Here is a 17,615-nt window from a genome sequence, read left to right as displayed (position 1 = left end):
CCCGTAGGCGCTCACCCCACGCTCCGCCGCAGCAGAGCCGAGGCCTTCGCGCGGGCCGATGAGAGGGCGCTGCCCAGCTCGTCGGTCCACTGTCCGGCGGCGCTCGACCGGGCTCCCCGGCCCGCCGGGGTCCCCCCGATCGCGGCCGCGGCCTCCTGGAGCACGTCCCGGGCGTCCACGCCCCGCGCACGCAGCTGGTGGCCGACCGCGCAGACCAGCAGGGCCCGGCCCTCGTACGCGGTGCACAGCACGACGACGCCCATGCCGCGGGAGAGGTGCCCGGTCGCGGCCGAGGCCAGGTGCCGCAGTCTGCGTCCGGTCGTGTTGTCGACCCGGGTCACGACGAGCAGCCCGCCGGGAACGATCTGGGCCCGCCCGGCCAGGACGCGCGCGGCCGAGGACAGCTCGGCTCCGCGCAGCCGCTCCACTTCGGCCCGGGCTTCGGCGAGCAGGGCCAGCCGGGTGCGGAGTGCGGCCGGGGCGTCCTGCGGTTGCGCCCCCAGGAGGTCCGCCAGCTCGCGCAGGAGGCGGCGGTCGTGGCAGGTGTGGGGCGTCTCCCGGGGGGTTTCCCGGGCTGCCTGCTGTGCTGCCTCCTGGGCTCCCTTCGGGAAGGGGAACGGTGTCGGCGGCTGGATGAGGAGGTCAGCCATGGACCGCCTCCCGGTGGTCTGCCGCCGGGTCCGGGGTGGGTTCCTCCGTGCCTTCCGGGGCGGGTTCCGCAGCGGCTTCCCCGTCTGCTGCGGTCTCCCGCGCCGTGGCGGCCGAGGCTGCCGAAGCCGCCCGCGCGAGAAGGCCCGTACCGGCCAGGGCGACCACGGCCGCCACCGCGCAGAGCACGGACAGGCCGGTGACGAGGAGGGTTCCCCCGCCGCCGGAGACCAGGGCGCCCGCCGCCAGGGGGCCGGTGACGAAGCCCGCCGAGGTGGCCGTGCCGTAGGCGGCGTTGAAGCGCCCGCGCAGGGCGGGGGTGGCCAGGGAGTTGACCAGGGAGGGCATGCCCGAGGCGTACAGCGTCTCGGCGCAGGCGAAGAGGACCATGCCCGCGATGAGCACCGGCAGTTGGAAGTCCGTGCCCGAGGCCGTCGCGGCGAGCACGAGGAGCCAGCTCACCGACCAGGCGGCGCCGGCCAGGGCGATGGTCCGGGTGTGCTTCCACCGCTTGATCAGCTCGTGCAGGACCAGCTGCGAGCCGATGACCGCCCCGGTGTTCACGGCGAACAGCACGGCGATCCCGGTCGGCCCCACGGCCGTGCCCGTCAGCAGGAAGGCCGGGTAGCCCGCCTCCAGTTGTCCGTACGAGACGAAGTACAGGGCCAGCCCGAGGCCGAGGACGAGCAGGAACGGGCCGCTGGTGAAGACCTGGCGGTAGCTCTGCGGCCGGGCGGAGTCCTGGCGTGTGCCGGTCCCGGCCGGTGCGTCGGTCCCGAGGCTGCGCAGGGCGAAGACGGCCAGGGCGATGGCGAGGTAGCTGAGGGCGTTGGCGCCGTACAGCAGCCGGAACGACAGCGGGTGGGCGACGCTGGCGACCGTGCCGCCGAGGAGACCGCCGATGCCCAGCGCGGCGTTCGTCAGGGTGAAGCTGGACCCGAAGACCACCGGGTGGGACGAGGCGGGCACCGATGTGGCGAGCAGCGTGTTCCAGACGGAGGAGCTGCCCAGGCCGATGCCCCAGATCGCGGCGGACACCAGGAAGTGCCAGGTCTCGCCGGCCAGGGCGAACCCGGTCATGCCCACCGCGCTGAGCACCATGTGCGCCGCCGCCGTACGGCGGGCGCCGATCCGGTCGGCGAGGCGTCCGGCGTTGAGGCCGCCGACGATGGCGGTGATCGCGGCCACCGACACGGCGTGCATGGCCGTGTCGAGTCCGAGGCCGTTGACCTGGTGGACGTAGACGGCGAGGAACGGCAGGACCAGGCCCGAGCCGACGTTGTTGAGGGCGCCGAGCAGGAGCAGGGTCCGGGCGCTCGGGGGCAGTGCGCGCAGGTCCTTCAGCAGGGACACGGCTCCTCCTTCTGCGTCGGGTCGGTACTCGGTGGGGTGTCGGGGCCGTTCATGACGTCCCGAACAGGTAGGGCAGGGCGTTGCCCGCCAGCAGGGCCTGCGGATCGGTGCCGCTGAGCGCGAGCGAACCGAGGATCCGGCGCAGGGCCGGGACGGTGTCCGTGCCGAGGACGCGGCCGTGGTCCCGGTGCTGGAGGTGCCAGGGGGAGTCGAGGGAGAGCATCAGCTTGGGCCCGCACGCGGTGATGAGCCGGGCGAGCCGGGCGTCGCGGTCCAGGGCGCCGGGGTCGGCGGCGGTCCCCTCGAACACCGCTTGCCAGGGGCCGAGGTTGGCGTACACCCCCGGGGTGTTCAGGATCCGGGGCAGTGCGGGGTCGTCGAAGCCGAGGTGGGCCAGGCTGATCCGGGCACCCGCCGCGAGCGCGGCGGGGACGGCGTCCGCGGCGATCTCGGCCAGGTCGCCGAGCTGGCCCTTGGGGGCGCAGTGCATCACGGTGGGCACGCCCAGCTCCGCGGCGAGGTCGAGATAGCCGCGCTCCACGTAGGCGGAGACGGGCCTTTCGGCCGCCGGCGGATGCCATTTGAGGGCGAAGACCTCGCCGAGGCGATCGGCGTGGTCGGCGGCGAACTCCTCCGCGTCGCGGAAGGGATCGGCCATCAGGGCCGGCATGGGCAGTCCGGCCGAGGGCGGATTGTCGCGGCGGAACCGCGCGCAGTCGTCCAGCAGTTCCCGGTTGCGGACGCGGATGATCCGGCCGCACGTGGCCGGGTCGACCGGGGTGCCTTCGGGCTTGAACCGGCGGTAGTAGGGCATGGGGATGACCAACGCGCCCACCGCGCCGGGCGGTTCCGGGAGCAGCCCCCGGCCGAGCACACCGAGCGTCGCCATCAGGTCGGGCACGGACTGGCGGTAGGTGTGCTGGGCGTCGTCGCGGTGGTAGACGAGTTCGACGCCGGTCTGTTCGTGCGCGCTGATCAGCGCGGGACGGACGGCCAGGTACGCGTGGGTGGCCTCGCGCAGCGAGCAGTGCGGTGCGGACGTCCTGGCGACGGTGGACTCGTCGGTGGACCGGGCCATCTGTCTTCTCCTGCGGGGCTACGGGACCACCGTGCGCGGGGTCGCAACGGCGGCGCCGCCCACCGGCCCCGCGGCCACGGATCCGGGGGTGCGGATCCGTGCCGGAAGGGCCGGTGGGCGGGCCGTACGGGTCACGGGGTGACGGTGACACCGTTCAGGCGCGGCGCGAGCTGGAGCTCGCGGATGTCCTTCTGGTTCAGGACCCACATCAGCCAGCGCTCGATGCCGAGGCCGAAGCCCGAGGTGTGCTGCGGGTACGCGTCCTTCATGCGCACGTACCAGGCGTAGTCCTCCTCGGGGACCTCGTGGTGGGCCAGGGCCTTGCGCGCCTGCTCGCCGTCGACGTGGCGCTCGCCGCAGCCGACGGTCTCGCCGATGCCGAAGAGCAGGTCGCCGTTGAGGGCGGTGCGCTGCTCTTCGTCGCCGTACGCCTGGTAGAAGGGCACCGACAGGTGGTCGAAGTGCGTGACCCAGAGGATCGGGCTGACCTCGTCCATCAGCCGGCGCTCGCCGTGCCGGGTCAGGGTGCGCCAGCCCTCCTGGTACTCGACCGCCTTCGGGTCGTCGCCCAGGTGGGCGACGGCCTCGTCGAAGGTCATGCGGGGGAAGGACTCCAGCCCGGCCATGCGCTCCAGGTGCTCGGTGGTGCCCGCGATGGCACGGACGTCGTCGGCGTGACGGTCCAGGACGGCCTGGGCCAGCCGGCGCATGTACGCGTTGACGGCCTCGATGCACGCGTCGAGACCGCCCGGGAGCTCGGCCTCGCTGTGGAAGAACTGGTTGAGGTGCGTCTCGTCGCAGTCCTCGCCGCGGAAGCTCGGCATCAGGTACCAGCTGCCCTGGGGGCTGAGGCGGCAGCCGTATTCGAGCATGAACTGCATCGAGTCGGCGAGGAACGTGCGCTGGCCGAACAGGTCGATCTCGACCGGGAGCGAGTCGCTGCCCAGGCCCATCGGGCTGGAGATGCTGTTCGTGGTGATCGGCAGGTGGACGGACTTGACGCCGCGCTCGCGCCAGAAGACGGCGGTCTCGAGGGTCACGACGTCCTGGAGGTCCACCAGCGTGCGGTACAGCGGCTGGTCGATGATCTCCAGGAAGCGGTCCTCGGAGGGACGCCATCCGCCGTGCGTGTAAGTGGGCGTGGACAAGGTGTTCTCCCTAGGGATGAAGGGTGCACAGGGCAAGGCGCACCTATGGGATGCGAGGTGCACCTGTGGATGGAGAGGGCCAGGGGGCCGAGGGGCCACGAGGCCGGGGGCCACACAGGCCAAGGGGCCGTAGAGGCAAGGGGCCACGGGGGCCGGAGAGCCACGGGGGCCGGAGACCCGCGAGGGCCGGAGACCCGCGAGGGCCGGAGACCCGCGAGGGCCGGAGACCCGCGAGGGCCGAGGAGCCGAAGGGCAGAAGAGCCGGACGGCCGGGTCAGACGGTGTACGTCCAGTGCCGGTGGTCGGGCCGGCCCCCGTACTGAATGGCGGCCAGTTCCTCGCGGAGCCGGGTGGTCAGGTCGCCCGGACGGCCGTCACCGACGACGTGCCGGCCGGCCGCGGTCGTCACGCTGCCGATGGGCACCACGGAGGCCGCGGTGCCGCAGGCGAAGGCTTCCTCGAAACGGGCTTCGCCGGTGGTCAGTTCGGCGATGTCGACGGCCCGCTGTTCGGTGCGCACGCCCAGGTCGGCGGCGATCTCGATGAGGGTGTCCCGCGTGTTGCCCGCCAGGATCGTTCCCGACAGGGGCGGGGTCACCAGGAGCGGCGCACCCGACGGTTCCCGGGTGACGCCGAAGAAGTTCATGGCGCCGAGCTCTTCCACGAAGCGGTGTTCGCGGGCGTCGAGCCACAGGACCTCGTGACAGCCCTGCTCCAGGGCGAGGGACTTGGTGGCCAGGCTGGCGGCGTAGTTGCCCGCGCACTTGGCCGCCCCCGTACCCCCGGGGGCCGCACGGATCCGGTCGGTCGGGCACCAGACGTCGATGGCCTCGAAGCCGTCCGCGAAGAAGTGGTCGACCGGTGAGGCGATCACGGCGAACAGGTATTCCCGGGCCGGCCGTACGCCCAGGCTCGGCTCCACCGCGATCATGAACGGCCTGAGGTACAGGCTCTGCCCCGGGCCCCGCGGGACTTCGGAGGCATCGGCGCGCACCAGCCGTGCACAGGCGTCGACGAAGGTCTCGACGGGCAGCACGGGCATGGCGAGGCGCTCGGCGCTGTGGTTGAACCGTACGGCGTTGGCGAGCGGCCGGAACAGCGCGAGCGAACCGTCCGGGTGGGGGAACGCCTTCAACCCCTCGAAGATCGCCTGTCCGTAGTGCAGCGCCATGGCCGCGGGGGACAGTTCCAGAGGCCGGTGGGGGACCAGTTCGAGCGCCGACCAGCCGTTGTCGGGGGTCCACCGCGACAGCATCATGCTCGCGGTGAAGCGGGCTCCGAAACCCAGGGTGGCGGGCGCCTCGGAGGGGTTCAGCGCGGTGCTCACGAAGCCGGCGCCGTCGCGTAGGAGGGAGCCAGCGCGGCCTCCAGCTCGGCGGCCCGCTCGCGGAACTGCTGCTCGGTCTCGGCGCTGATGACCAGCATCAGGCACCACACCGAGGGGTGCAGTTCCTCGATCTCGAAGCCCACCGCACGGGACCGGATGGTGTCCAGGACGTACGGGAAGGCCGCGATCTGCTCGTCGGAGGGCTCCGCGGTGATGACACCGGCGGCCGTGGGGGCCAGGTTGATCCAGCCGACGTACGGATAGTCCGGGGCGCGCAGCTCCAGCGGTTCGCGGTCCGTCTTGACGACGGCGTCGATCCACAGTTCGCGCAGGTCCGCGCCGTACGGCTTGAAGCTCTCGGGGATGGCGCCGCCGGCGAACCGGGTGGCCATCTCGGAGAACCACAGCCGGCCGTCGGCCCGCCGGAAGATCTCCAGGTGGGTGATGTCGTCCGTGATCTCGAACGCGTCGTTGATGCGGGCGTGCAGTTCCTCGACCTCGGCGTAGAGCTCGGGCTCGCGGTCGCGGGGCAGCAGGATCGAGCCGTTGTCCCGGCCCGGAGTCGTCACCAGCATGCGCGGCCGCAGGTAGCGGCTGACGCCCAGGACCTGCGCGACGCCGTTCTCCCAGACCGCGTCGACGTGGTACTCGTCGCCGTCGATCGGCTCCTCGGCGATCAGGAACTGCGTGAGGCCGCTCTCCGCGGTGTCGCTTCCGGCGGCGCGCAGTACGGAGGTGAGCTCCTCGGCGCTGTTCACCGCGGAGGTGGCCACCGAGCCCAGGCCGGCCGCGGGCTTGACGATGACGGGGAAGCCGAGGCGCTCCTCGACGCGGCGTACGGAACCCTCGACCTCGGTGGTGGAGAGGGACTCGTAGCGGGCGCAGGCGATGCCGGCGCGTGCGGCACGCTCCTTCATGGCCCGCTTGTCGCGCATGAGCACGGACTTCTCGATCGAGGGCTGGCCGAGACCGAGCAGGGTCGCCATGTAGCCGGCGCTGAACTGGCTGAACTCCGAAAGGCTGAGGACCCGGTCGATCTTCACTCCGGTGGAGCGGAGTTCGACGGCGAGCTGCGCGACCTCGTTGAGTGCGTCGTAGCTGCGGATCACGTAGTGGCGGTCCACCCGGGCGAGCAGCGCGGGGTCGATGGACCGGTGGGTCGACTCCCACAGGTCGAAGACCAGCGTGACGCGGGCTCCACGGTCCAGCAGTGCCTCCAGGGTGACCCCGTTCCACGAGTACACCAAGAGATTTGTTTCGCTCATACCCCGTTGTCCTGTCCTTCCAGCCTTCTCGGCTCATTGCCTGCGATCGTTCACCCGCGCGCCGCGAATTTCGCGGCGCAGGAAGGGGGCGGTCAGTCCCAGTTGAGGCTCAGCGGGTAAACGTCGTCCGCCGCAACATTTGCCGCCGCATTTGCCACCACATTCGACGCCACACGCGAGGTGTCCATTTCGTCAGCGTTTGCGGCCACGGCGCCCAGTGCCACAACGGCAGTGATTACCGAAAGAATCGAAGTGGCGCGCATCGTGAACTTCATGAGGATCTCCCTGGTGGTTCTTTGTTCAACATCGAGAGTGGGAACGGGTTCGCCGGTTCCTCTCCTGCCGGAAAGCTACGCAGGGGTTGCCGGGGCATCAAGGGAACGGCCTGGCAGGTTCCTGTCTGGCATGCTCCGGCCCGCTGGTCAGGTACGGGGCGTCCTCCGGCTGCAAGGGCTGTGACCTGGCTCACTGACATACGGTGTGTCTCGGACTTGTCAATGAGACGCGTGGATATCTAAGGTCGGGGTCGATTTCCGTATAGCCCGGCCTCGCGATGAACCGCGTCGTAACGGGTCCTTCGGATCGCGTTCGGGCGTTCGCCGAACCGTCTCTCCTACGGGAAATCTCCCCTCGTCCGGCGGAAATGCGTTCTGCGGTTTCGCGGAAGCGACGGGATGGCGGGATGCGAAGTCCGTCGTATTTGATGAGGAGTCACATGTCTTTCCGGAGCACCATCTGCCGGAGAAAGATCCGGCCCGAGGGAAGGACTCGCGCATGACATCTGCCGAACCGCGGCGTTCCCCGCTGCCGGCCCTGGTGCTGCCGCCCGCCCTGGCACCCGGCGACGTGGTCGCCGTCGTCTCGCCCGCCTCGGACGCGGCCGGCCGCTACCCCCGGCGCCTGGAGCGCGGGCTGCAGGCGCTGAGGGACGTCGGTCTGCGCCCCCGGCTCGCCAAGAACGCCCTCGCGACCGGCCGGTGGACCGCCGGAACCGTCGAGCAGCGGGTCGCGGACCTGCACGAGGCCTTCGCGGACGACGAGGTCCGTGCGGTGATGTGCGCCATCGGCGGCAGCCTCACCGCGCAACTGCTCCCGGAACTCGACTACGGGCTCATCGCCGAGCACCCCAAGGTCTTCGTCGGGTACTCGGACATGACCTCGCTCCACACGGCGATCCGCCTCGAAACCGGCATGGCCACCTTCTACGGGCCTTCGATCATGGCGGAGTGGGCCGAATACCCGACCCCCTTGCGGGAGACGGCGGAACACTTCCTGAAGGTGACCGGTTCCGCCCGCCCGGCCGGGCCGGTGCCGAGGCCCGAGCGGATCGTCACGGAGGGCGGGGACTGGAGCGCCCCCGGAAAGGCCCGGCGCGCAGGTCCCGTACCGAAGACCGAGGTGCTGCGCCCCGGACGGGTCGCGGGAACCCTCACCGGCGGCTGCCTCCCGGTCCTCAGGCGCCTGGTCGGCACCCCGTGGCAGCCCGATTTCACCGACTGCATCGTCCTGTTGGAGACACCGCAGCTGCCCTACTCGATGGTGAACGCCGCCGAGGACCTCCTGACGATGAACCTGGCCGGAATGTTCGACGGGGCGCTCGGGATCGTGTTCGGCTGGCCGTACCACGAGGACCAGACCGAGGACCTGGGCCGTGCGATCGCCGAGATGCTGAGCGGGCACGAGTTCCCCGTCGTCATCGGCTTCCCCAGCGGACACACCAGCCCCATGACGACCCTGCCCCTGGGCGTACGGGCCGTACTGGACGGCGAAACGCTCTCCCTCGACGCCGCGGCGGTCGCGCCCCGTCCCGAGGGCGGTGCCGGATGGTGAGGCTCCCGCCGTACGCGGAGGCGGTCCGCACCGCGGGCCCTGAGGCGATCGGACCGGAGATCGGACCGGCCGGCGCACCGGCGACGGGACCGGCGACCGGACCGGTGCCGACCGCGGCCCAGGGGGTCCCCGACACCGCGGTCGCCGTACTGGAAGAGTTCCGCGGCGCATGTCTGGCGTCCGGGTACACGGAGCGCCACCGCCGGCCGGTGGTCTCCCGGCACGATCCCAGCGTGCGCTACACCAACTCCACGATCAGCGTGCTGAAACCGCTGCTCTCCGGCGGTGTGAGCGAGCGCGCCTTCCTCGTCCAGCCCGCCCTGCGCCTGCGCAACCTCGACCACGTCCGGCGGACCGGCGAGATGTCCCCCTTCGGCTGCTCCTTCATGTCCTTCGGCGCACTCGGACCCTCCGGGGACGCGCCGGGGCTCACCGCGCTCGCCCGGGACCTGCTGGTGGACAGGCTCGGCATCCCGGCCCACGACGTACGACTGCGTGTCCTGGCCGACGACCTGGACCTGCGGGAGGCCGGCGTCGCGGCCGGCCTCGACGTGGCCCCCACCACGGACACCCCCGGAGCGTTCCGGCACGTCTTCGGCATGCCGGGCGTCACCGGCCGCAACGCCAACGTGGCTCTGCGGGGACCCCGGGGGTGGTCCGATGTCGCCAACGTCATCGTGATCGAGGAGGACGGCCGTGCGATCGGCGTGGAGCTCGCCTTCGGCGTGAACATGGTCCTGACGCAGGCCATGGGCCTGGCCCACCCCGTCCTGGCCGGCCCGGCCGCGGCCGCGCTGGCGCACGGCGTGAGCGATCTGATAGCCCTGGACGCGCTGTCCTCGGCGGCGGTGCTCGCCATGGAAGGCGTGCGCCCGGTCGCCCGGGGACGCGGTCAGAACTACCGGTCCCTGCTGAAACTGCTCGGCGAGCGCACCAACGGCCCGGCCGAGGTGTGGCGGCCTGCGGCACTGGCGGTCGCGGCGGCCGAGGAGCGACTGCGACGGCACGCCAGCCCGCCGGCCGACGACGTCGACGAACTGCCCCCGGATCAGCTCGCGGGAACGCTGGAGGCAGACTTGGACCGGGTCTGCTGAGAGCGGGCCTTCCGGTCGTCCGGGACCGGAGTCAGATCCAGGAAGAGCACCTCAGGGGCGTTCGGGCGTGCGACGGCGCCCGCGCACGAAACCACCTTGCCGCACCGACTCGGGAAACAGGCGATTCGATCACCATGAAGAACGGCCACACCGCGCTGACCATGCAGGACGCGATCCTCACCCTGCAGAAATACTGGAGCGACAACGGCTGCATGATCACGCAGCCGTTGAACACGGAGGTGGGGGCCGGAACGGCCAACCCGTCCACGGCCCTCCGGGTGCTCGGCCCCGAGCCCTGGAGCGTCGCCTACGTCGAGCCCAGCGTGCGGCCGGACGACTCGCGCTACGGCGAGAACCCGAACCGGCTCCAGATGCACACCCAGTTCCAGGTGATCCTCAAGCCCGACCCGGGCAACCCGCAGGAGCTCTACCTGGGCAGCCTGCAGGCGCTCGGCGTCGACCTGAGCGCGCACGACGTGCGGTTCGTGGAGGACAACTGGGCCTCGCCCGCGCTCGGTGCCTGGGGGCTGGGGTGGGAGGTCTGGCTGGACGGCATGGAGATCACCCAGTTCACCTACTTCCAGCAGGTCGGCGGGGTCACCCTGTCCCCGGTGTCGGTGGAGATCACCTACGGCCTGGAACGCATCCTGATGAACCTTCAGGGCGTGTCCCACTTCAAGGACATCGCCTACGCGCCGGGCATCACCTACGGCGAGGTGTTCGGCCAGAACGAGTACGAGATGAGCCGCCACTACCTCGACGACGCCGACGTCGACACCAACCACAAGCTCTTCGAGGCGTACGCGTCCGAGGCCCGGCGCATGATCGACCTCGAACTGCCCATCCCGGCCTACACCTACGTACTCAAGTGCAGCCACACCTTCAACGTGCTCGACGCGCGCGGCGCGCTCAGCACCACGGAGCGGGCCAAGGCCTTCTCCCTGATGCGCGGCCTCACGCACGAGTCGGCCAAGCTGTGGGCGCAGCGCCGCGCCGTACTGGAGTACCCGCTCGGAGTGGCGGCCTCGCCGGCCCCCGCCGTGCGGGCCGCGCTGCCCACGGTCTCCAGCACCGAGACGCTGCTGTTCGAGATCGGCATGGAGGAACTCCCGTACGCCGACGTCCGCGCCACCACCGACGCGGTGCGCGAGGCGGTCACGGCCAAGCTCGCCGCCACCCGGCTGGGCCACGGCCCGATCACCGCGATGGCCACGCCGCGCCGCATCGTGATCACGGTCGACGGCGTGGAGCCGTACGAGCCGGACACCGCCAAGACCGTGCGCGGCCCCAAGGCCGCCGCCGCCTACAAGGACGGCGCCCCCACCCCCGCCCTGCTGGGCTTCGCCCGCAGCCAGGGCGTCGACCCGGCCGACCTCCAGGTCGCCGACGTCAGCGGTGTCGAGTACGTCGTGCTCACCCGCGAGGAGCCGGGCCGCCCGGCGGTCGAGGTGCTCAGCGAACTGCTGGCCGAGGTCGTGTCCGGGCTGCGCGCCAGCCGCAACATGCGGTGGAACGACCCGACCCTGTCCTTCTCCCGCCCCGTGCGCTGGCTGCTCGCCCTGCTCGGCAGCACCCCCCTGCCGGTCGCCGTCTCCGCGCTCGCCTCGGGCACCAGCACCCGGGTCCACCGCACCGCCCCCGACCCGGTCGTCCAGGTGGCGTCCGCCGAGGGCTACGCCCACTTCCTCAAGATGCACGGCATCCTGCTGGACCGCGAGACCCGGCGCGACGTGGTGGTGCGCGGAGCCCACGAGTCGGCGGCCGAGGTCGGCGGCTCCATCGACGTCGCCGGTGAGTCCGGACTGATCGACGAGATCACCGACATCGTGGAGTTCCCGCACCCGGTGCGGGGATCCTTCGACGAGAGCTACCTCGACCTGCCCGCGAGCGTCCTGACCACCGTGATGCGCAAGCACCAGCGCTACCTGCCGGTGCTGGACGCGGACGGGCGCCTCATGCCCCACTTCATCACCTTCGCCAACGGCACGTGCGACGACGACGTGGTGCGTTCGGGCAACGAGGCGGTGCTGCGGGCCCGTTACGAGGACGCCGCCTTCTTCTTCCGCGCCGACCTGAAGGTCTCCCCCCAGGAGCTCCGCGGCCGGCTGGACAAGCTGACCTTCGAGGACCGGCTCGGCACGGTCGCCGACCGCGCCGACCGCATCGCCGCCCTCGCGCTCGGCCTGGCCGCGAACGCGGGGCTCGACGAGGAGGCGCTCGCCACGGTGCGCCGCGCCGGGTCGCTGGCCAAGTTCGACCTGGCTTCCCAGATGGTCGTCGAGTTCTCCGGCCTGGCCGGAGTGATGGCCGAGGAGTACGCCCGCCACGCCGGAGAGTCCGCGCAGGTCGCGCGAGCCCTGGCCGAGATGGAGCTTCCGCGTTCCGCCGGCGGTGCGCTGCCCGCGAGCGACGCGGGCGCCGTACTGTCGCTCGCCGACCGGTTCGACCTGGTGACGGGCATGTTCGTGATCGGCGCTGCGCCGACCGGAAGCTCCGACCCGTTCGGTGTCCGTAGGGCCGCCATCGGTCTGCTCAACGTGCTGCGGAGCACGCCCGCGCTGGCCGGCGTCCGCGTGCACGAGGCGCTGCGCGCGGCGGCCGACCGCTTCGCCGCCCAGGGCGTCGAGGTGCCCGCCGAGCGGCTCACGGAGGCCGCCGAGCTGATCACCCGTCGCTACGAGCAGCAGCTCACCGACGCCGGGCACGAGCACCGCCTGGTCCAGGCCGTCCTGGTGTGGGCCGATCGCCCCGCCCACGGCGACCGCACCCTGGCCACGCTGGAGCGCCACGTCGGCACCGAGGCCTTCGACGGGCTCACCGCCGCACTCCAGCGCGTGGTGCGCATCCTCCCCGCGGACGCCGCGGAGGGCGCCGACGCGGTGGACCGTTCCCCGCTGACCGCTCCCGCCGAGCTGCGCCTCGCCGAGAGCGCGCAGGCCGTCCGCGAGTCCCTGACCGGCCGTGAGGACGACCTCGCCGCGCTGATCGAGGTCTCCGCCCCGCTGGTCGTCGCGATCAACGCCTTCTTCGACGACGTTCTGGTGATGGACCCCGACCCGGCGGTCCGCGCGGCCAGGCTTGCCCTGCTGGCCGACGTGGCGCGACTGGCCCGCACGACCCTGGACTGGCGCGCGCTGTAACCGGCGCTCGACAGAGGTGAGACGGGGCCCCCGGCCCGGCGCGGACGCCGGGCCGGGGGCCCCGTCGCGTTAATCTCTGCCCAGTCGGGCGGTATGACGATCGTTCAGCATGGCCGAAGTTGAGGAGAGTACGGATGAGCGTGGAAGCGAAGACCACCGAGAAGGCCCTGCGGTTGAGGGAGTTGGGTGCGTCGCTGATCGTTCTCCCCAACGCCTGGGACGCGGGCAGTGCGGCGGTGATCGAGTCGGCCGGGGCCGCGGCCATCGCGACCACCAGCGGTGGCGTGGCCTGGTCGATCGGGCGCGGGGACGGTCAGCACGCGACGAAGGCGGAGATGCTGGCGGCGGCCGCGCGGATCGTGGCGGCCGTGGACGTCCCGGTCACCGTGGACGTCGAGGGCGGTTACGAGGACGTCGCGGCCACCGTGCGCGAGGTGGTGGCGGTGGGCGCCGTCGGAATCAACCTGGAGGACTCGAAGGCGGCCGACGGTACGCTCCACACCGCCTCGGAGCAGGCCGACCGGATCCGCGCCGCCCGCGCGGCGGCCACCGAGGCCGGGCTGCCGGAGCTGGTGATCAACGCCCGTACCGACGTCTTCCTGTTCGGGATCGGCGAGGAGTCCGGCCGTCTCGCCGACGTACTGGCGCGGGTGGAGGCGTACGCCGCCGCCGGGGCCGACGGCATCTTCGTGCCGGGGCTGCTGGACCTGGACGCCCTGAGCGAGATCGCGCGGGGCCCGCTGCCGGTCAACGCCATGGCAGGGCCGGGCGGTCCGTCCGTCGCCGAGCTGGCGAAGGCCGGGGTGCGCCGGGTCAGCGTCGGAACCGGTGTGGCACAGGCGGCGTACGCGGCGGCCCGCACCGCGGCGGTGGAGGTGCTGGAGCAGGGGACGTACGGGGCTCTGGAAGGGGCGCTCGACTACGGCACCCTGAACAGCCTCTTCGTGAAGTAGGGCTTGATGGAACGGCTGTGGGCCGCTCCGGTGGAGCGGCCCACAGTCGTGTCCGAATGTTTCACGTGAAACATCGGGCGGGAGTCACCGGCTCCGGCCGGTCCGCAGCAGGGTCGCGGCCACCACGAGAGCCGTGAGCATCAGTCCCGCTCCGATCCCGAAGGCCAGGTGGTAGCCGGAGGTCAGCGCCGCGGCGCGGTCGACGCCGGTGGAGAGCAGGGCGTCCGTGCGGCCGGCCGCCAGGGTGGACAGGACGGCGACGCCGAGCGCCATGCCGATCTGCTGGGTGGTGTTGAACAGGCCCGAGGCGAGGCCCGCGTCCTGCTCGTCGGCGCCGGACATGCCGAGCGCGGTGAGGGCGGGCAGGGCCAGGCCGAAGCCGGCGGCCAGCAGCATCACGGGGAGCAGGTCGGTGACGTAGTCGGCGCGGACCGGGAGCCGGGTCAGCAGGCCGAGGGCGGCGACGAGCAGGGCCAGTCCGGCCGGCAGGACGCGGCGTTCGCCGAAGCGGGCGTTGAGCGGGGCCGAGGCGAAGAGGGAGACCCCGCCGATGACCACGGCCGCAGGGAGCATCGCCAGGCCGGTCTCGGCGGCTCCGTAGCCGAGCACGTTCTGGAGGTACAGGGCGACCAGGACCTGGAAGGAGAACAGTGCGGCCACCATCAGCATCTGGACCAGGTTCGCGCCGACCACGGTCCGCGAGCGGAAGATCCGCAGCGGAACCAGCGGGGTGCGGGTCCTGGCCTGGCGTGCGGTGAAGCCGGCGAGCAGGGCGACCGAGAGCGTGCCGAGGCCGAGGGTGTGTGCGGAGAGCCAGCCGTAGCGTTCCACCTCGACGACGGTGAAGATGCCGAGCATCAGGCCCGCGGTGACCAGGAGGGCGCCGATGACGTCGGCTCCGGCGCGCAGACCCGGCCGGGCATGAGCGCCGTCGGCGGGGAGCGCGGGCAGGGCCAGCGCGAGGGCGGCCAGTCCTATGGGCAGGTTGATGAAGAAGATCCAGTGCCAGTCGAGGGCATCGGTCAGGACCCCGCCGAGCACCTGCCCCAGGGAGGCTCCGGCCGCGCCGGTGAAGGAGAAGACGGCGATGGCCTTGGCCCGCTCGCGCGGTTCGGTGAACAGCGTGATCAGGATGCCCAGGCTGACGGCCGCGGCCATGGCGCTGCCGAGGCCCTGCAGGAACCGGGCGGCGATCAGTACCTCGGGCGATCCGGCGAACCCGGCGAGCAGGGAGGCTCCGGTGAAGACGCCGGTCCCGGCCAGGAACATCCGCTTGCGGCCGATGAGGTCGCCGAGCCGGCCGGCGAGGAGCAGCAGGCTGCCGAAGGCGATCAGGTAGGCGTTGACGACCCAGCTGAGTCCGGCGGGGGAGAAGCCCAGGTCCTTCTGGATGGCCGGCATCGCGACGGTGACGATGCTGCCGTCGAGGACGGTCATCAGGACGCCGGTGGACAGCACCCCGAGGGCGGTCCACCGGGAGCGCAGCCCGCGCGGTGCGGCAGCCGGGTCGGAAGCGGACCCGACGGGCGTGGCCGGCGTGGTGGGAGGAGCGGTGGGAGCGGAGGTGGCAGGCATCTGTGTCCCCAGTCGGTGAGCGGCGGGCTGACTTGGTAAGACCGTATCAGATAGTTCTGTTGCAGACGATCTGTTGGGGACTGAATTGCTAGACTGGTGGACATGACAGCCATGGCGCCCGCACAGAACGAGCCGGACCTCTCCTTCCTCCTGGACCACACCAGCCACGTCCTGCGCACCCGGATGGCGGTGGCCCTCGACCGGATCGGGCTCACGGCACGGATGCACTGCGTGCTCGTGCACGCCCTGGGCGAGGAGCGGACCCAGATCCAGCTCGCCGAGATCGGGGGCATGGACAAGACGACGATGGTCGTCACCGTCGACGCCCTGGAGAAGGCCGGCCTCGCCGAGCGGCGGCAGTCCAGCACCGACCGCCGGGCCCGCGTCATCGTCGTCACCGAGCAGGGCGCCGCCCTGGCGCAGGAGAGCAGCCGGATCGTCGACCAGGTGCACGCCGACGCCCTCGGCTCCCTCGCCGACGCGGACCGCGAGGCCGTGCTGCGCGTACTGAACCTGCTGGTCAAGGGTGATCTGGAGACCCCGTCGGAGAGCCCGAGGCCGGCTCGCAGGGCCCGCCAGTAGCAGACCGGCATCCCCCGGATGGCCCAGTCACAGGGCCGACCCGGGCCTTCTGGCAGAGAGTGGAACAAGGCACTCAGCCCAGGGGGGCACCACCATGCCGGAGGCGTACGCACATGGGACTGTTCGACTTCATGAGGTCCGACAAGAAGAAGGAACAAGCCGAGAAGGCCGCCCAAAAGGCGGCTGAGCAGGTGCAACAGCAGGCCGCGGCCGCCCCGGCGCCGCCGTCCTCGATGCCCGGCGACACCGGGACCAAGTACACCGACTCGGCAGCGGCGACCAAGGCGGCCGCCGAACGCATGGCGGCAGCGGCGCCGCCCAAGGCCGCACCGATGCCGCCCAAGGCGGCACCGGCGCCCCCCGTCGCACGGCCCGCAGCGCACACGCCCACGCCGACCTCCGCCGCACACAAGGCGGTGCCCGCGGCGCCCATGCCGAAGCCGGCGCCCAAGGCGCAGCGCACGTACACCGTCCGCTCGGGCGACTCGCTCTCCGCGATCGCCCGCCGCGAGCTCGGCAACGAGGGCCGCTGGCGCGAGCTCTACGCCATGAACAAGGGCGTCATCGGCTCGAACCCCGACATGATCCACCCGGGGATGAAGCTCACCCTCCCCAGCTGAGCGGGGAAAGCGAACGAGAGTGGGGCCCGGATCCTGGAAAGGATCCGGGCCCCACTCTCTCGTTCCACGTTCCTCAGCGGTGCTTGCGCTTCGCGTCCTCCGCGTCGATCCGCTCCTGGGCGGCCTGCGCCTCCTCTTCCAGGCCGGACACGAACTCCGTCCCGCCGTCGCGCTCCTTCGCCGCCAGCTCCTCGTCGAAGGAGGCCTGAGCCTCCTGCTCCCGCGCCGGCAGCTCGGTGGCGGCCGGCGGCTCGACGAGCCAGTCCGGGTTCGACTGCTGGTCCCACCAGCGCCACGCGGCGTAGGCTCCGCCGGCCAGGACGCCGACCACGGCCGCGCCTTTGAACAGGCGGCCGCAGCGCGCACGCCGCTCGTGGCGACGTACGAGCTTCTGGACCTCCTTGGCCGACACCTGGCCGCGCAGGGCCGCCAGCGCCGCCGTCGACCGGGAAGCGGCCTCCTCGGCCACCGGCTGGGCCGCAGCGAAGGCACTCTCCAGCCGCGGCTGCGTGTAGTCCACCGCGCTCCGGGCTGCCAGGCGGGTCTGCTTCACGGCCTTGGTCGCGGCCCGGTCCACATTCGGCGGTACGTGGGAGCGCGCCGACTTGATCCGGGGCTGTACGTGGCAGTCGTACGTCTGGCGGGCCTGTTTGGCAGCCTCGCCGGCCGCGTACGACACCTTCGGTGCGAGCCGTTCATTTGCTTCGTGGGCGTAATGCACCGCAGCGTGCCTGGCGGATTCCGCGTACGGCGCCACCACTTCCGCTGCGTGCCGCGCCGTATCCCTGGCACTTGATGCTGCCAGGCGCACGCTTTCCTTGCGGGTCACGGGATCCTCCTCCTCGGTGGCGGACACAGTTCACCTTTCCACCCTTTGTCGGATCATGCCTCCCATACCGTCGACCGGCATGCGCGACAGGGCATACGGGTGGACGATTTCCGCCCGGTGCAGCCCTCCGTGGGAGGATCTGAAACCGACAGTGACGACGATGAGGAAGGCAG

Annotated in this window: 15 protein-coding genes; 6 read left to right on the top strand and 9 right to left on the bottom strand. The window is 71.8% G+C overall.

All coding sequences use genetic code 11. The features are described from left to right. Positions 1–11: 11 nt before the first annotated feature. From OG276_RS18250 to OG276_RS18220, 7 genes are all read right to left on the bottom strand, one after another. Positions 12–650, bottom strand: coding sequence for a DHHA1 domain-containing protein (locus OG276_RS18250; protein ID WP_266906813.1), 639 nt, complete (start codon positions 648–650; stop codon positions 12–14). After that, on the bottom strand, positions 643–2,001 hold the full coding sequence (locus OG276_RS18245) for an MFS transporter (protein WP_266906811.1): 1,359 nt from the start codon (positions 1,999–2,001) through the stop codon (positions 643–645). The genes OG276_RS18250 and OG276_RS18245 overlap by 8 nt, the downstream gene beginning before the upstream one ends. 49 nt (positions 2,002–2,050) lie before the next feature. After that, positions 2,051–3,079, bottom strand: a complete 1,029-nt coding sequence (locus OG276_RS18240) for a hypothetical protein (protein ID WP_266906809.1) — start codon at positions 3,077–3,079, stop codon at positions 2,051–2,053. Between the two features lie 131 nt (positions 3,080–3,210). Beyond that, on the bottom strand, positions 3,211–4,227 hold the full coding sequence (locus OG276_RS18235; protein WP_266906807.1) for an amino acid--tRNA ligase-related protein: 1,017 nt from the start codon (positions 4,225–4,227) through the stop codon (positions 3,211–3,213). 274 nt (positions 4,228–4,501) lie between these two features. After that, entirely contained in the window at positions 4,502–5,554 is a 1,053-nt protein-coding gene (locus tag OG276_RS18230; protein ID WP_266906805.1) for a branched-chain amino acid aminotransferase, read from the bottom strand. Beyond that, complete coding sequence (locus OG276_RS18225; protein ID WP_266906803.1) at positions 5,551–6,819, bottom strand: acetyl-CoA carboxylase biotin carboxylase subunit family protein; 1,269 nt, start codon at positions 6,817–6,819, stop codon at positions 5,551–5,553. The genes OG276_RS18230 and OG276_RS18225 overlap by 4 nt, the downstream gene beginning before the upstream one ends. Positions 6,820–6,911: 92 nt before the next feature. Continuing rightward, positions 6,912–7,094 (bottom strand): hypothetical protein, encoded by a 183-nt coding sequence (locus OG276_RS18220; protein WP_266906801.1) that lies wholly within the window; start codon positions 7,092–7,094, stop codon positions 6,912–6,914. A gap of 499 nt (positions 7,095–7,593) precedes the next feature. Here OG276_RS18220 and OG276_RS18215 point away from each other — a divergent pair, with 499 nt between their 5' ends. The 4 genes from OG276_RS18215 to OG276_RS18200 all read left to right on the top strand — a co-directional run bounded on the left by OG276_RS18215 (position 7,594) and on the right by OG276_RS18200 (position 13,836). Further along, positions 7,594–8,649, top strand: coding sequence for an LD-carboxypeptidase (locus OG276_RS18215; RefSeq protein ID WP_266906799.1), 1,056 nt, complete (start codon positions 7,594–7,596; stop codon positions 8,647–8,649). After that, entirely contained in the window at positions 8,643–9,743 is a 1,101-nt protein-coding gene (locus OG276_RS18210; RefSeq protein WP_266906797.1) for a hypothetical protein, read from the top strand. The genes OG276_RS18215 and OG276_RS18210 overlap by 7 nt, the downstream gene beginning before the upstream one ends. A 134-nt stretch (positions 9,744–9,877) precedes the next feature. Continuing rightward, the gene (locus tag OG276_RS18205; RefSeq protein ID WP_266906795.1) at positions 9,878–12,883 is read left to right on the top strand and encodes a glycine--tRNA ligase; all 3,006 of its coding nucleotides are present in this window, start codon (positions 9,878–9,880) and stop codon (positions 12,881–12,883) included. 134 nt (positions 12,884–13,017) lie between these two features. Further along, on the top strand, positions 13,018–13,836 hold the full coding sequence (locus OG276_RS18200; protein ID WP_266906793.1) for an isocitrate lyase/phosphoenolpyruvate mutase family protein: 819 nt from the start codon (positions 13,018–13,020) through the stop codon (positions 13,834–13,836). An 84-nt stretch (positions 13,837–13,920) separates the two neighbouring features. On the opposite strand, the gene OG276_RS18195 is transcribed toward OG276_RS18200, so the two are convergent. Further along, positions 13,921–15,411 (bottom strand): MFS transporter, encoded by a 1,491-nt coding sequence (locus tag OG276_RS18195; RefSeq protein WP_266906791.1) that lies wholly within the window; start codon positions 15,409–15,411, stop codon positions 13,921–13,923. Between the two features lie 102 nt (positions 15,412–15,513). Here OG276_RS18195 and OG276_RS18190 point away from each other — a divergent pair, with 102 nt between their 5' ends. Together OG276_RS18190 and OG276_RS18185 are read left to right on the top strand one after the other, a co-directional pair. Next, positions 15,514–15,993, top strand: a complete 480-nt coding sequence (locus tag OG276_RS18190) for a MarR family winged helix-turn-helix transcriptional regulator (RefSeq protein WP_266906789.1) — start codon at positions 15,514–15,516, stop codon at positions 15,991–15,993. A gap of 113 nt (positions 15,994–16,106) precedes the next feature. Continuing rightward, positions 16,107–16,613 (top strand): LysM peptidoglycan-binding domain-containing protein, encoded by a 507-nt coding sequence (locus OG276_RS18185; RefSeq protein ID WP_266906787.1) that lies wholly within the window; start codon positions 16,107–16,109, stop codon positions 16,611–16,613. Positions 16,614–16,686: 73 nt separating this feature from the next. On the opposite strand, the gene OG276_RS18180 is transcribed toward OG276_RS18185, so the two are convergent. Next, positions 16,687–17,442 (bottom strand): DUF5324 family protein, encoded by a 756-nt coding sequence (locus tag OG276_RS18180; protein ID WP_266906785.1) that lies wholly within the window; start codon positions 17,440–17,442, stop codon positions 16,687–16,689. Positions 17,443–17,615 lie beyond the last annotated feature (173 nt).

It is taken from the genome of Streptomyces sp. NBC_00086, assembly GCF_026343255.1.
Taxonomy (GTDB): domain Bacteria; phylum Actinomycetota; class Actinomycetes; order Streptomycetales; family Streptomycetaceae; genus Streptomyces.
This window is presented reverse-complemented; position numbering and strand designations above follow the sequence as displayed.